Source organism: Psychrobacter pulmonis, from assembly GCF_904846465.1.
GTDB lineage: Bacteria > Pseudomonadota > Gammaproteobacteria > Pseudomonadales > Moraxellaceae > Psychrobacter > Psychrobacter faecalis.
Genome location: NZ_CAJHAT010000003.1, coordinates 246,033 through 261,242, shown reverse-complemented (window position 1 = coordinate 261,242; position 15,210 = coordinate 246,033). Strand labels below are relative to the sequence as shown.

The 15,210-nt window shown below is 43.4% G+C and carries 11 protein-coding genes; 2 read left to right on the top strand and 9 right to left on the bottom strand.

The genetic code is table 11. The features are described from left to right. Positions 1–67 precede the first annotated feature (67 nt). From JMX70_RS07410 to JMX70_RS07400, 3 genes are all read right to left on the bottom strand, one after another. Complete coding sequence (locus JMX70_RS07410; RefSeq protein ID WP_001353740.1) at positions 68–307, bottom strand: BrxA family protein; 240 nt, start codon at positions 305–307, stop codon at positions 68–70. 445 nt (positions 308–752) lie between these two features. Next, on the bottom strand, positions 753–977 hold the full coding sequence (locus tag JMX70_RS07405; protein ID WP_320158251.1) for a hypothetical protein: 225 nt from the start codon (positions 975–977) through the stop codon (positions 753–755). A gap of 288 nt (positions 978–1,265) precedes the next feature. Then, positions 1,266–2,057, bottom strand: a complete 792-nt coding sequence (locus JMX70_RS07400; protein WP_227671197.1) for an ankyrin repeat domain-containing protein — start codon at positions 2,055–2,057, stop codon at positions 1,266–1,268. A 444-nt stretch (positions 2,058–2,501) separates the two neighbouring features. Between JMX70_RS07400 and rsmA the strand changes: the two genes are divergently transcribed. Then, positions 2,502–3,365, top strand: coding sequence for a 16S rRNA (adenine(1518)-N(6)/adenine(1519)-N(6))-dimethyltransferase RsmA (gene rsmA, locus JMX70_RS07395; RefSeq protein WP_201590898.1), 864 nt, complete (start codon positions 2,502–2,504; stop codon positions 3,363–3,365). Between the two features lie 44 nt (positions 3,366–3,409). After that, positions 3,410–4,267 (top strand): symmetrical bis(5'-nucleosyl)-tetraphosphatase, encoded by an 858-nt coding sequence (locus JMX70_RS07390; protein WP_201590896.1) that lies wholly within the window; start codon positions 3,410–3,412, stop codon positions 4,265–4,267. 186 nt (positions 4,268–4,453) lie between these two features. On the opposite strand, the gene JMX70_RS07385 is transcribed toward JMX70_RS07390, so the two are convergent. From JMX70_RS07385 to JMX70_RS07360, 6 genes are all read right to left on the bottom strand, one after another. Continuing rightward, positions 4,454–6,895 (bottom strand): site-specific recombinase, encoded by a 2,442-nt coding sequence (locus tag JMX70_RS07385; protein WP_201590894.1) that lies wholly within the window; start codon positions 6,893–6,895, stop codon positions 4,454–4,456. A 406-nt stretch (positions 6,896–7,301) separates the two neighbouring features. Beyond that, positions 7,302–9,086: an acyl-CoA dehydrogenase C-terminal domain-containing protein gene (locus JMX70_RS07380; RefSeq protein WP_193032263.1), complete on the bottom strand. Its 1,785-nt coding sequence runs from the start codon at positions 9,084–9,086 to the stop codon at positions 7,302–7,304. A gap of 251 nt (positions 9,087–9,337) precedes the next feature. Next, complete coding sequence (locus tag JMX70_RS07375) at positions 9,338–11,131, bottom strand: acyl-CoA dehydrogenase C-terminal domain-containing protein (RefSeq protein ID WP_201590891.1); 1,794 nt, start codon at positions 11,129–11,131, stop codon at positions 9,338–9,340. Positions 11,132–11,504: 373 nt separating this feature from the next. Continuing rightward, positions 11,505–13,229, bottom strand: coding sequence for a putative bifunctional diguanylate cyclase/phosphodiesterase (locus tag JMX70_RS07370; RefSeq protein ID WP_201590888.1), 1,725 nt, complete (start codon positions 13,227–13,229; stop codon positions 11,505–11,507). A gap of 61 nt (positions 13,230–13,290) precedes the next feature. Continuing rightward, positions 13,291–14,187, bottom strand: coding sequence for a 16S rRNA (uracil(1498)-N(3))-methyltransferase (locus JMX70_RS07365; protein ID WP_191689954.1), 897 nt, complete (start codon positions 14,185–14,187; stop codon positions 13,291–13,293). Positions 14,188–14,360: 173 nt separating this feature from the next. After that, positions 14,361–15,209 carry a methylenetetrahydrofolate reductase gene (locus JMX70_RS07360; RefSeq protein ID WP_198327819.1) on the bottom strand — a complete coding sequence of 283 codons (849 nt, stop codon included), beginning with the start codon at positions 15,207–15,209 and terminating at the stop codon, positions 14,361–14,363. Between the last annotated feature and the right edge of the window lies 1 nt (position 15,210).

The following is a 15,210-nucleotide window of genomic DNA, read 5'->3' as shown; positions in this document are numbered from 1 at the left end:
AGCAAGATACTGTCAATCACAGTGACCATTCATGGTCATTACACTTCCTCCAGTTGCCAGACAATGCCTAACATAAAAACGCAAAAGCCCAAAAGTCAGAGCTTAGGTGTTCTAGGCGTTTTCTAAGCGCTGAAGAAATACGTCTTACCGTAGATTGCGTGCGTTTCTGAAGCACATTTTCCTTATACATGGCTTTATCCCAGGCAGCTTCATCAAGCTCTTGGAGTAACAAGCCAGTAATAATGCGACACTCTCGGGTTTGTAGCGAGCCGCTGGTGAGATCGGAGTTATAGCGGAAAGGGGTCATTTGTAATTATTTGTGGGTGGAGGATAGTTAACTTATTATTGTAGTTGGAAGAGGCTGCTTTCCAAACATTAGCACCTCGTAATGCTTGTTACTGTATATTAATTTATGCTCTTAGCGCATGTTAATGGGCTATTACAATGCATAATGTCCACATCAAGATAACTGTGGCTTAACACCTGTACAAGCGAAAAAAATCAATCACCTGTCCGGAAATACGGGATCACTGTAAAGTGTTGGTGAGGCAGTCTAGGAGGGGGATTTAATTTGGGATACTGATGAAAGGATTATGATCAGTTGGATATAGGATCGTACTAAGCTGAGCGGCAGGTTAGCTAGATTAGTTAACCAGATAAGTGAAATCTAGTTCCAAACTATTTTGTCATTTTTAATTTTCGTATTAGCTTACGACGCTACACCCAGTTCCCATCTATTTTGTCACTCTTCCCTAAATAATCCTTAAAAACTCCATTTCCACCCCTCCCAGTTCCCAACTATTTTGTCCGCCCACAGCGTATTGGTCGATGCCCAGTAAAGTAAAGAACATCAAGAAGAACAGTATTTGGGGCAAATATACCAATACTGCATTGGATAAGTTTGGAAAAACAAAGCCCACAATTGCGCAAACTGGCATAATTAATGTGCTATGGCGCGCAATAAAACTAAGAAGCATGGCTTTTCCTAATAAAAAATGTTTTTTTGATACATATGTTGAACCACGCTGGGATTGTTTGATATTCAACAATCTTAGAGAGTATGAAAATTCCTAGGTGTCTCATATATCTACCACATCGATGCCTGTATAGGGAACCAAACCAGTGAAGGTACCTGAGTGGTTCGCCATAGGTATAACCTAAAAAAGGACGCTTCAAAAACTGTGAAGCGTCCTTTTTTTAAGTATCTAGACTACTATGAAGGTCTGTAATCAAAAGCAATTAGATAGCTCTAATGATTGAAAACGTTATTGACAACTTGCTTTGCCCGTACGATGATTAACCACACCTTTTGACGCAAGTAATTTTGTCATCTCTGCATGACCGCGAGTACAAGCATAGGAGTAAGCACTTTGATTATACGATGCCTGAGTTTCATCTTGAGTAGTCGCCACAAGGTTGGGATTAGCACCTTGAGCCAGTAAATATTTGACCGTCTCAATACGATTATTACTAGCGGCAACCATAATAAATGTTTCACCATCATCTTCTATTTCTTGGTCGTTTAAATCGACAGGCGCTTTGTCATTTAATAACTTATGTACTTTTTTAACAATAACGGTATTTCCCCCTAGTACAGCAGATTTCATGACGTTATAAACGTCACCATCATCTTTAGCATATATATCAGCGCCTTTATCAACTAAGTAATCTACAATATCTTCATAGCCAATAAATGCTGCCCAGCCGAGAGCGGTTTGATTAAGGCTACCTGTATCTTTAGCTTCTAAGTCTTGACCATTATTTACCATATATTTAACCGTTGCTAGGTCACCACGTTTTACCGCATCAAACCACTTAGCATCTGTTCCTGTAGAGGGTTTGTCATAAAATATACGCCAAGAAAGCTTGTCTTCATTAGCGAGATCAAAGTTTTCAGCATCACTATAGCGAAACCCTACTTGTGGAATAGGCGCAACTTGAGATGATTTTACGACCTCAGTTTTATCTACCGTATTATGAGTACTAAGACTTGAACAGCCAGTTAATAGCATCGTGCTCATTAAAACTGATGCGCTCATTTTGTAAAAAACATTCATAGCAAAACCTCAAATAAGTAACTTTTTATGTAAACCACATATAGTTTGAAGTAGTCTCTATAACAAGACAATAGTCACACAGCTTAAATTCATCTTCGAAAAACTCACTGCATGTACACAACGAAGTACACTGGAACTATCTCAGGGAGAAAACCCGTTGGTATCATGAGCCTAGAGCCAAAGGTTCAAGTCCTCACTAGGGTACCATGCTTATTCTCATGATCGTCGTTATAATAAAGGATTTTAGAACAAAAATAAGGCACTGTGTCGGTTGTGCTAAGGTATGGGTAGTTTATTAATAATAATGTCTCAAAAATACAGTGTAATTATGAGCTGTGCTATAATTTCGTATCACAAAGCCAGCAAATAAAAGCGCATATAAATCCAGCACATTGCTGCCATAGCGCTATAGTCCATTTATCTTTTATCGATTAAGACCTTTTTATGTCCAAAACTACGTTTGATGCTCAATCTATTTCTAACAGCCTACGCGCTGCCAAACACCAACCGCGTAAACGCTTTGGTCAAAACTTCTTACATGACCGTAGTGTTATACGTGAGATTGTTGAGAGCATTCGTTTAGAGCGTGACGATAATTTGGTCGAGATTGGACCCGGTATGGGCGCGCTAACAGAGCCGCTATTAGCAGAAGTCGATGCGATGACCGTGGTCGAGCTGGATCGTGATTTGGCAGATAGTTTGCGCATTCGTATTGGGGCTAATAGCCATCCAAACTTTACGATTATCAAAGACAATGCCATGCATATTGATTATCGTCAGCTATATAGTCCTGAGCGCGGCAAGCTGCGCGTGGTGGGCAATCTACCGTATAATATTTCTACGCCGATACTCTTTCATTTGCTCAGTTATGCTGATGTCATTCAAGACATGCATTTTATGCTGCAAAAAGAAGTGGTTGAGCGTATCACCGCTGAAGTTGGCAGCAAAACCTATGGTCGTCTATCGGTCATCATGCAATATCATTGCGATACCGATTATTTATTGACCGTACCGCGCGGCGCCTTTAATCCGCCGCCAAAAGTCACCAGTGCGGTTTTTCGCTTGACGCCGCATATCAATAAACCAATCGTAGCAGAAGATGAGGAATATTTCGCACTTGTGGTACGTGAGACCTTTAACCATCGCCGTAAGACACTACGCGCTATTTTTAAAAATTCTACGTTATTGCCGACGCTGAGCGAAGCCGATTTCGCCGCTTGCGACATCGATCCACAAGCGCGTCCGGAAGTGTTAAGTGTGAAAGATTTTGTCAATTTAAGCAATCAAGCGCGTCACTTAGCCTCTTAATTTATTAGAAGCTTAATTTATCAAACAAAAATGATAGAGGGTTTATGAGTTTTCGCCATCAATATGTCATCGGTGATTTGCAAGGTTGCTATGCGGCCTACCTGCAATTACTTGAAACTTTAGATTTTGACCCAGCGCAAGATAAGTTATGGTTTGCCGGCGACTTGGTGGCACGCGGTGAAGATTCGTTAAGTACTCTACGTCATGTCAAAGCACTATGCGAACAAGGGGCTGCGGCAACGGTATTGGGCAATCACGATATCAATTTAATTGCGGTTTGGCGCGGGGCAACAGCGCTCAAGAAAAAAGACAAAACTGCGCCTATCTTTGCTGCCGATGATTGCGATGAATTGTTAGAATGGCTACGCCATCAGCCACTACTGGCTTATCCTGATGAGCAGACGGTATTGGTACATGCGGGTATCCCACCGCATTGGACGATTAAGGCGGCGGCGAAATATGCCCAGCAGTTAGAGGCCCAACTAAAAGGCAGCTTACAGCAGCTTGATCGCTTATTGCCGAATCTATATAGCAAAACTGCCGATGAGTGGCATGCAGACATTCATGGCTATACCAAAATGCGGGCAATTGCCAATTATTTCACCCGTATGCGCTTATGCAAACAAGATGGCACGCTCGAATTTGATTTTTCAGCAGGATTAGATGAGCCAATGCCAAAGGGTTTTTTGCCTTGGTTTGAATGGCAAGTACCACGAGCACGCAAGATTTTATTTGGTCATTGGGCGGCGCTTAAAGCTGAGGTTGATTTACCGCATGCGCGTGCGCTTGATGGTGGCTGTGTTTGGGGTAATTATTTATTTGCTTATCGCTTGGGCGACGGCAAAGCCATCACCTCAAACACTCACTGTATAGCACCAACAGAAGAGCCAACAGAACAATAGTCATGCCACTTTATATGCTATAGTGAGTGAAAAGTAATATCGATATATCAGCAATACCGTAGCGTTTTTAGGTTATTTTGACTATATTTTCTGAGATAAAATCTGTAAAAAAATAATTTATCATCTAATTCGTAAGTTAAAAAAACCGTTAGTCAAGCTGCTATTTAAGCCACCAACACCGTCCCCTTAACTGGGTAGGTTTGGTGGTTTTTTCGGTTTAGGCAAGGGCGTTTTGGCATCGCCAGCAGCTTTACTATCAGGATTGCTGTCGTCGTCTTTATACGACTTATCGTATTGAATGTCATTACTATAAGGGACGCTATTTAGCTCCTCATCTATTAGCCCATCATCGAGGTCGATCGTTTTTTTGGCGCTTACTGGCTTAGTAGTACTGTGCGTTTCTCGACTTTTCAGCGCCGCGTCGGCATAGCTATCCGATATATTATTATTATAATCTATATCAGTAATAGCTTGCTCATTTTGCATGCTTTTTTGCTTAGATTTGGGCAGGATTTTGACGTCAGATAAACGGCGTACCACATAGTTATGCGGTATGGTCTGTCCGCCTTTATGGGGGCTGGTATCATCAAAAATCATATGTCCTTGACTGTCAATTCGAGCGTACTTCATAGGCTTATCACGCGGCCAGATAAAGTCAGAAGGATGGGTGAGCAGGTGACTAGAAAGTTGCTTGGTTAAACGGCTCCACTCCATAAATTTGACTTCTTTGGAGCGCAGTGCGACAAACAATGCCAGCGAGAAGCTGACTACAAGGTTCGTCATACCGATAAGGGCAACGCCTAAAATAGAGGTAAGTACAATGGTCCAATCTAGTTGGCTCGACGATAGATTAAATAAGCCATGAGCTAAATCCGCAGAGGCAAAAGCAATGTGGCGGATATCGATAGGTAGGCCGAATATAAAACCTATGGTAGCGGTACTGCCTAGAAATACGCCAAATATAAAGTTGCCCATAATGGCGCCGAGATTGGCTTCGATAAAGCCGCCCAAACGCTGAAGCCAAGCTTTGGGTAATAAGTATTGCAAAAGCTTATGACGCTGAATACGGGCGCCGATTTGGTTGTAAACCGCCAAATTATCATAGTAACCCGCGATAAGACCAGACAAAAATAAATACACACCAGCGATAGCTGCATGGGGAAGCGCCAAGGAGTGAAAGGGGTCAAGATTATGCAGCAAATGTGCGGCTTTATCAGTGTTCACCATTGCTTCGCCCGTATTATGCAGCCAAACGAAAGAGATAGTTAGGGCAACGGGTATGGCCACCATAACATTACCCATGATGGCAACGAACTGTGTTCGTAAGATATCGACTACCAATTCTGATAACTTATTTAACTGATGCGATTTTTTGCCAGAACCATCAGATATGGTAGAGGCGATTGCCGCTGCCGTCATAGCGGGCTGCTTGGTGGCGACCGTACCATGGACGATATGAATAAAAACAAAGCCCAAACCATAAATCATGCTATTGATAAAGGCGCGTCCCATCGGTGCAAGCGCCAGATGGTACGCCAATATCTTAGTGGTCGCCATAAAAGCAATGATAAAGCCACCGATAGAGGCTTTTTTAAACATCTTCTGATAACCAGATTTATCGGTACTAATATAATGCTCACCAACGCGGCTGGCGTTTTCGGTGACTTTACGCGACAGCAGCTTGGTATTATTATCAATCAGATAGCCAATACTATAGCGGCGGCTAGCGGTGGTAATCAGCGCTTGAATCAGCTCAATGATGGCCTGATCACGCTTATCGTAGTTGTCTGCTACCAGCTCAGTTAAAATACGCATCCGTTGTAAGCTTTGATCCAAACGCAGCATCATGTTGGTTAGACGAATAGAAATACCAGTTTTATAGATACGTTTACGGATAGTGGCAACGATATCTTCACATTGCTCAATCATCACTAGTAATGGCGCAGGATCGACCGCTTTGTCAGGGATAATATCGGTCAGAGTATCAAGCTCATGCGCTTCTCGGTATTGATTGACGTAGAGGACAGCTTCTTGATTTTGTGCCACAAATGACGCCGAGTAATTGAGCATTTGCGGATAAAATTCCATCAAATCTGGATGCAAGCCGATGCCGCTAATCCGATACGATAAAATGATAATCGCGTTCAAGATACTGTTTTTTGCCGTTGCGACCAAGTTTAAATGCTGCTCATTGACCTTGAGTAGGCCGACCATCTCATCCCATTTGTCTTTGTCAATATTGGCAAGCCAGCGCTCATCAGAGCGTCTGTCAAACAAATAACCGACCAATTCTATGACAGAATCTTCTTGTGGCAGCAGGGGTAAAAAACGATGACCGATAAGGCGGCGCAGACTATTAAAAAAGCCTTGATCCGACATGATGCCCGTATCGGTATATAACGCAATTTGGCGATATTCAATGATGAGTTTTAAAACGAAGCTTGACAGTCCATCGGTATATTCTGGATGCTGACGTAAAATATCAATCAAATCTTGCATCTTTTGATTGGCCAATGCCGGCTCTTTGTCGCTGACACGTAGCTCATCGATTAAGCGCTTGAGTACCGCAGGATCTGGCACATCACTTAAGGCAGTTATCTGTTGTAAAATGTGTTTTATTTCTGACACATTGCATCCCTTATGGTGGTTATTTCAATCATTGTTATTATTGAGTATGGACAAGGAGATATTTTTTTTAGCAAATGCTGTGTTTATCAATATTGCAATAAGTGACGGGAGTTTTTGAGTGTTAATTTTTAGCGTGCCAATGCATCACTTTACTGTTTAAAACTAAAAAACCCTTATTAAAGTTAATACGCTTAGCTCTGCGTTATTTTAATCGTAACTATCTCTCGGCGCTTAATTATTTTGTTAGCAGTTATTCTGACCTTTAATATGCTGATTTCTCGTATTTCTTTAATTCGTCTAATTTCTTTAATGGCTGCCACAATATTTTGGTAAAAAAAGGGACAGTAGCGTGACTGTCCCTTTTATTGTTGTACGGTATGGCTTACTTTATTATAAAAGTAAACAATTAGCTAGCAGGTACATCAAAGTAACTAAGATCAAAGTTCATCATTGGATCACTGCCAGCTTTTACCATCTGTGCGTGAGCGTCGATACGTGGCAAGATACGACCGACGAAATAATCGGCAAGCTTGGCTTTATTGGTGTAGAACTCACCTTCTTTACCATTCGCAGCTTCAACCATGAGTGCAAACATATACGAGTAGGCAAGGTAGCCAAACGCATGCATGTAATCAACGGCACAGCCATTAATTTCACTCTTACGTGCGCCAATATTGCTAAGTACCGTGGTGGTTAACTCTTCAATCGTATCAGCAGCGTTTAGCGTTGCTTGCTTAATACCATGATCTGCTTGCATATTATTGACAAAGTCACGAATCTCACCTAAGAAATGAGTGACGTATTTGCCATTATTTTTCGCCACTTTACGACCTAGTAGGTCAAGCGCTTGGATACCATTGGTGCCTTCATAAATCTGCGCAATACGGGTATCACGGACGATTTGCTCCATACCCCATTCGCGGATATAGCCGTGACCACCAAATACTTGCTGGCAATCAATGGTCGCTTCTAACGCTTTATCGGTCAAGAAAGCTTTAGCAACTGGCGTCAGTAAGGCAACGCGTGCAGCGGCTGCTTGAGCGGCTTCAGGATCGGTACTAAATTTCTCTTGGTCTAGGTTTTTGGCGACGTACATCGCAAAACAACGTGACGCTTCGGTGTTGGCTTTGGCATTTAACAGCATACGGCGTACATCGGCATGATAAATAATGGCATCAGCAGGTTTTTCTGGGCTTTGAATTTGGGTATCGCTACGGCCTTGACCACGGTCATTGGCATATAGCGCCGCATTTTGATAAGCAAGCTCAGAACCACCAAGACCTTGCAGACCCATGGTCACGCGCTCATAGTTCATCATGATGAACATTGAAGACAGACCGGTGTTTTCTGCGCCAACCATCCAGCCTTTGGCATTATCAAAGTTCATCACGCAAGTCGCAGAGGCTTTGATACCCATTTTATGCTCGATAGAGCCAACTGCCAAGGTGTTACGCTCGCCCAAGCTACCATCTTCATTAACCAAGAATTTTGGTACCACAAACAGCGAAATGCCTTTTGAGCCTTCTGGCGCATTCGGGGTTTTTGCCAATACCAAATGAATGATATTTTCTGTGAGGTCGTGTTCACCGCCGGTGATAAAGATTTTGGTACCAGAGATGTTATAGCTACCATCGTCGTTTGGCACGGCTTTGGTTTTGATAATACCTAAGTCAGTACCAGCATGCGGCTCAGTCAAGCACATAGTACCCGACCATTCACCATTGTACATTTTCTCTAAGTAAGTTTGCTTTTGCTCTTCAGACGCCGCCGCATTTAAGCAAAGCGTTGCGCCTACGGTTAGGTTTGGATATAGAGCAAATGACTGGTTGGCGGTAAATACCATCTCTTCGGTCAACATAGTGACCATTTTTGGGAAACCTTGACCGCCGTACTCAGAGTTACCACTTAAGCCAACCCAACCTGATTCGGCATACTGCTTATAGGCGTCTTTAAAGCCAGTAGGGGTGGTGACAACGCCATTACCTTCAAAGGTTGCGCCTTCTTCATCACCGCTACGGTTGATAGGTAATAAGACGTTTTTTGATAATTTTGCCATTTCTTCCAAAATCATATCGACAGTTTCCATATCGACATGAGCAAGGTTTTCGTTGTTTTGCCAAAATTCAGGCGCCTTAAATACGTCGTTTAGGATAAAGCGCATGTCGTTAAGAGGGGCATTATAAACAGCCATAAACATTCCTTTGGTTTAAATAAATAAAAGTGAGTAGGGCAAAGCGTTCAATTTTCTTGTGAGTGCAGCTTAAACATAGATAGTTAAATTTTAGCAAATTAGCGTAACGACGGGTGGTTTTCTTCGTGAATTGTGCGTCCACCAAAAACTATTAGCAATAAAGCCGCTAAGAAAATCGGCAACACACCTAAGTATGTTGCCGATAGGAAATGCTTATTAAAATAGATACTACACTTGCAACGTTCTATACGTTAAAACGCAAATTGATCAACGTCCATGGTCATGTACGGCTCAACACCAGTGCTGATGCGCTGTACGTGCGTGGTGGTACGTGGCAATAATTTTGCAAAGTAAAATTGCGCGGTTTTGATTTTGGCATCGTAAAAGGCTTTTTCGCCAGTACCGTCTGCCAATGCAGTTTGCGCAACCAAGGCCATACGCGCCCATAAATAAGCTAATGTGACATAACCGCTGAAGTATAAGTAGTCAACTGCTGCACCGCCAACCGCATCTGGGTTTTCAGTCGCTTGCATACCGATACGCGCGGTCAAATCGCCCCATTCTTTGACGTGTTTGGCAAGTGGGCGGATAAATTGACCCATTTGATCGTTGTCTTTGTTCTCTTCGCAGAAAGTTTGGATGACTTTGACAAAGTTGGCAAGCATTTTACCTTGTGAGCCCAATACTTTACGGCCGAGTAGGTCAAGCGCTTGGATTTCAGTGGTACCTTCGTAGAGGCAAGCAATACGGGTATCACGGACGTTTTGCTCCATGCCCCACTCACTGATAAAGCCGTGACCGCCATAAACCTGTACGCCATGGTTAGCCGCCTCTAGACCAGTTTCAGTCAAGAATGCTTTAGCAATCGGTGTCAATAGTGACAGCATTTGGTCAGCAAATTTAAGATCATCGCCTTCGCCTTTTGCTACAGTATCCGCAAAGTGTGAGAGGTAATAAACGAGGGCACGACCGCCTTCAGCAAAGGCTTTTTCGGTCAATAGCATGTTACGAACGGCTGGGTGAACGATGATAGGATCAGCGACTTTTTCTGGTGCTTTAGCACCTGATAGTGAGCGCATCGCCAAGCGGTCTTTGGCATAGGTTAATGAGCCTTGGAACGCATACTCTGCTGCCGTTAAACCTTGAACGGCGGTACCGATACGGGCCACGTTCATAAAGGTAAACATGCACTGTAGACCGCGGTTTTCTGGGCCAATCAAATAACCAGTTGCGCCGTCAAAGTTCATCACGCAAGTCGCTGACGCTTTGATACCCATTTTGTGCTCGATAGAACCACAAACGACGTTGTTGTTTTCACCAAGGCTGCTGTCTGCGTTGACCATGACTTTAGGCACGATAAACAACGAGATGCCTTTGGTGCCAGCAGGCGCGCCTGGTAGACGGGCTAGGACGATATGAATGATATTGTCGGTTAGGTCATGCTCGCCCGCTGAGATAAAGATTTTTTGACCAGTGATGCTATAAGTACCGTCATCGTTTGGCTCAGCTTTGGTACGGATAATACCCAAGTCAGAACCCGCATGCGCTTCAGTCAAACACATAGTACCTGACCATTCGCCGGTGACCATTTTTTCGAGGTAAGTTTGTTTTTGCTCTTCAGTACCATGGTGCTCGATGGTTTGAATCGCGCCATGTGATAGGCCAGGATACATAGAAAATGACCAGTTCGCCGTGCCAACCATCTCATTGATAACTGTTGATAATGAGAACGGCATGTTTTGACCGCCGAATGCCTCTTCAGCAGACAAGGCTGGGAAGCCAAGCTCGCAGTAGGCTTTATAAGCTTCTTTAAAACCTTTTGGCGTAGTGACAGTACCGTTTTCAAAATGACAGCCTTCCGCGTCGCCGCTTTGGTTTAATGGAGACAGCTCATTTTCCGCAAAGCTTGCCGCCATCTCAAACAGACTGTCCATCAACTCACGATCCGCTTCTTGGAACGCAGGTAAGGTTTTGTAGTGACTTTCGCTGTCAAGTAACTCATGCATCACGAATTGGATATCACGTAGGGGCGCTTTATATTGCATAACTTCCTGTCCTTTTTTAGGATGCGACCGGCAGTAAAACAGCAACTGTCATCGACTATTATGAATAGTCTGAGTTGCCAACTGTTTACTGTTAAAGGGTTTGTCTGTATCAATAACGGACAACAACACCGATCATATGAAATAAATTGAGAAGAGTGAAAAAGAATTATGATTGTATTCGTAAATTCTTGGTAAAAGATAGGCGTTCACTGACAAATATACAAGTTTGGTGACAATACTGATAAGTCATCAACCTGTATTGCATCCTATATATCATCGAGCTTATACGCCAAAAACTTAAGCATTATTTAACAATAAGAGTAGAAAAATTCAAACAATATCGCTTTAATAAATCTCGCTTTGATAGATAATCCTAAGGACGGTCATTTTTAGACAAATGTTGCTGCGTAAGCATCTTAGTTGCCTCGTCCGCCGTCATCGGTTTACCAAACCAATAACCTTGACCGTACTGACAACCCATACTAAGCAGTAAATCGCGTTGCTGCTCGTTTTCAATACCTTCGGCGATAACGTGCATATCAAGCGCTTCTGCTAAATCCAAAATCGCTTTAACAATGGCGCGCTGCGTACGGTCATTGGTAATCTTAGAGATAAAGCTTTTGTCAATTTTGATAAAATCAAACGGATATTCTTGTAAATAGCTTAACGAGGCAAAACCTGTACCAAAGTCATCGAGCGCCAGACAGATGCCAAGTTCTTTAAGTAAATCCAGTTGTTTTTTGACATTGGCATGGCGCTGTATCAATGAAGATTCGGTCACCTCTATGTGCAGTTGGTGAGCGGCAAGTTTATGGCTGTCTAACAAGTTACTGACCAAGTCAAAAAAATCAGGATGGCTAAACTCGGCCGCATCGGCGTTGATACAGATGTGCTGCTCAAAGCCCAAATCTTGCCAAACGGTCAATTGCTTAGCAATTTGGCTTGCCATTTGTGAAAATAGCTCAAACGATAATTTATGAGAAATGACGGCATCCATAAAGTCTATGGGTCTTAGTAAGCCGCGAGTAGGATGTTGCCAGCGCACCAACGCCTCAAAACCGCTAATCACACCCGTATCTAAGGCGAATTTTGGTTGGTAATACGGCACAAATTGACATTCGTTGCTGGCCGTCCTAAGCTCAGACTCTAACTGTATATCGTGTGCATTCTTCTCGTTAATCGATTTATGATACCAACAGACATCATCGCCGCCTTGCTGCTTGACGTAATTCAAGGCTTTTTCGGCTTTGGTCAATAAGCCGATGAACTCATTGCCGTTTTCAGGAAAATAGCTGACCCCAACCGAGATATGACAATAGACTTGTGCTTCTTTTGCCATACTGTCATTTAAGAAAAAAGGCCGCTCGCACATTTGCATTAAACTGTCTAATTGATGGCGCACCATGTTGGCATCATTACATTCGAATAATAAAGCAAAGTCGTCACCACCAAAATGCGAAAAGCAGCGTAAATTGTCCAGCTCCAACTCGGTGATACGTAAGACAAAACTTTCTACCAGTTTGTTGATGCCATCTGGTCCCAATAAGATAGCAAGGTTGCGATAACGGTCAATGTTAAAACGCACGACCACCACTTCTTGGTAGCTTTCTATTAACAACTCACTGGTTTGACTTAAAAATACTTTACGGTTTGGCAGTCCAGTTAGCTGGTCATAATTTAACAGATGGGCGACCTTTTTTCTGTTTTTAGCCAGCGTCGCCATATTACGTATGGTACCAACGTAATAAGGGGTGTCTTCTAAGTAAATTTTGCGATAGGTGATATGACAGTCAAGTATTTCGCCATAGCGATTTGCCATCGAAAAATCAATTTCACAAAATCCTGTACTGTCTAAACTGTTAATCAGATTTCTAAGCACACCTTGCTCTTCTTCAGACAAAAACTCGGCTGCATAGATACCAAGCGGACGGCCAAGCAAAAATTTTTCTGTATAGCCAAGCATCAGCTCATAGTTCGCATTAACGGATAGATAGCGCAGTTTGTCGTCCAGTATGAAGATAGCGTCTTCAAATTGCTCGCACAGCTTGACCAATAATTGCTGTTTATCCGATATTGGCATAGGGGTAAAATCGGTCATAATAGGACTCATAACATCAAATTGAATAATAAATGGCGATGTAGCGATGGCAATTTGATGCCTACATATGTAAGGTGTGCAGGGTTGCCAACGAAGCCAATGTCGCTAGGGCAACGACAGGCGCAGTTTCGGTACGCAGCACCCTAGGTCCAATTTGCCACGGTGCAAAACCAACGTCAGCAGCTTTGGCGCACTCATCAGCGCTGAGCCCGCCCTCAGGTCCGATTAGTAATTCAATATAAGGCGCCTGTTGTTTCAAAACGACGGGCAGCGCCTCAGGCATCAGCGGCTGTCCTGATGCTGGCACGCTTAGCTGCAGACGTAAATCTGCTGGTTGCTGTAATGCTTGATAATAGGCATCCTTACTTAGCTCAGCGACGATTGGGCTAACTGCCATCTCTTTGTCGTTATCATTTTCGTTGGCCGCTATATTTGACAGCCAGTCATCAATCGATAATGGCGCGATAATAAGGGGCGGGCGATTAAGGCCGCATTGCTCACAGGCAGCAATCGCCACTTGCTGCCAATGTGCCAGTTTTTTCTCCACTTGCGCAGGTTTTAGGTTGACCTCACCGTGGTGGCTACTCAATAGTTGAATAGCAGTGACACCAAGCTCAGTGGATTTTTGAATGGCGTAATCCATGCGCTCGCCGCGACTCATCACCAGTCCGATTTTAGTTAAGATAGCGACGTTACGGTCAGTTTCTAGGTGTGATAATAACGTCGCAGTGGCCTGTTTTTTACTGATGCTATTCAGCTGTACCTGATATTCACCGCCAAAACCGTCAAATAAAATACCTGTGTCGCCGTTATTGGCGCGCAGTACACGGCACCAATGATGGACAATACTTTCGGTCAACTCGACGTTAGCACCGATAGCTAAGGTGCTCAGTTGTGGCCAGGTTGGGGCATTTTTATCACTGCTATCGCTACTGGTGGCATAAAAGAAACGTCGCAAAATTACTTATTCCTATAATGGGAGTCATGATATTTTTCAATATCTTAGCAGAATATCATTTGGGTGGGTAAAGGGATTGTCATAAGTAGAATTGGCATAAATGCAATTCCCATACCAAAAAAGACCGGCGCCCCTAAGAACGCCAGTCATTCAGCAATACATTCGATAAATATTTAAGCAATCAAGCCTAAAGCTTCGACTAAGCGTTTATTTGGCTCAACCTTATTCATGCTATAAAAATGCATGGCAGGTACGCCCTCAGAGATTAGACGCTCGCACAAACGATAAACGACATCAAAGCCGAACTCTCGGATAGCAGTACGGTCATCGCCAAAATCTGCCAAGCGCTTACGCACGTAACGTGGGATATCAGCGCCACAGCTATCAGCAAAGCGTACGAGATTGCTTGAGTTGGTAATCGGCATGATGCCAGCGACCAAAGGCTGCGCTACCGTGTCAATACCACGTTTTTCTAAGGTGTCACGCAGATATAAATAGCTATCGGCATTATAGAAAAACTGGGTAATCGACGCATTGGCGCCCGCCTGATATTTATTCACCAAATTGTCGACATCAAATTCAAAGCTACGTGCTTGCGGATGCATCTCAGGGTAGGCTGCGACCTCGATACGGAAGTGATCGCCTGAATATTCGCGGATAAACTTTACTAAGTCTAAGGCAAACGGCAGTTCTCCCATACCGACCTGACCTGACGGTAAATCACCACGCAAGGCAACCAAGCGTGTGATGCCCAAACTTTTATAAAGATCGAGTAGTTCAGCGATTTGACTTTTGTCATCGCCAATACAAGACATATGCGGCGCAATATCTGTGTCACCGCGCGCGCACAACGCTTGCACGATATCAAGCGTGCGGCCACGGGTTGAACCGCCAGCCCCATAGGTCACCGAAAAATACGCAGGTGATAGCTTATTGAGCTCATCATAAGTACTGAGGAGCTTTTCTTGGCCTTGCTCGGTTTTGGCTGGGAAAAACTCGAAGGAGAAAGCAGGCTTAGTCACA

Excerpts from the sequence above, each read along its gene's own strand:
- JMX70_RS07410 (WP_001353740.1), bottom strand. The coding sequence starts at position 307 with ATGACCCCTTTCCGCTATAACTCCGATCTCACCAGCGGCTCGCTACAA.
- JMX70_RS07405 (WP_320158251.1), bottom strand. The coding sequence starts at position 977 with ATGCTTCTTAGTTTTATTGCGCGCCATAGCACATTAATTATGCCAGTT.
- JMX70_RS07400 (WP_227671197.1), bottom strand. The coding sequence starts at position 2,057 with ATGAATGTTTTTTACAAAATGAGCGCATCAGTTTTAATGAGCACGATG.
- rsmA (WP_201590898.1), top strand. The coding sequence starts at position 2,502 with ATGTCCAAAACTACGTTTGATGCTCAATCTATTTCTAACAGCCTACGC.
- JMX70_RS07390 (WP_201590896.1), top strand. The coding sequence starts at position 3,410 with ATGAGTTTTCGCCATCAATATGTCATCGGTGATTTGCAAGGTTGCTAT.
- JMX70_RS07380 (WP_193032263.1), bottom strand. The coding sequence starts at position 9,086 with ATGGCTGTTTATAATGCCCCTCTTAACGACATGCGCTTTATCCTAAAC.
- JMX70_RS07375 (WP_201590891.1), bottom strand. The coding sequence starts at position 11,131 with ATGCAATATAAAGCGCCCCTACGTGATATCCAATTCGTGATGCATGAG.
- JMX70_RS07370 (WP_201590888.1), bottom strand. The coding sequence starts at position 13,229 with ATGACCGATTTTACCCCTATGCCAATATCGGATAAACAGCAATTATTG.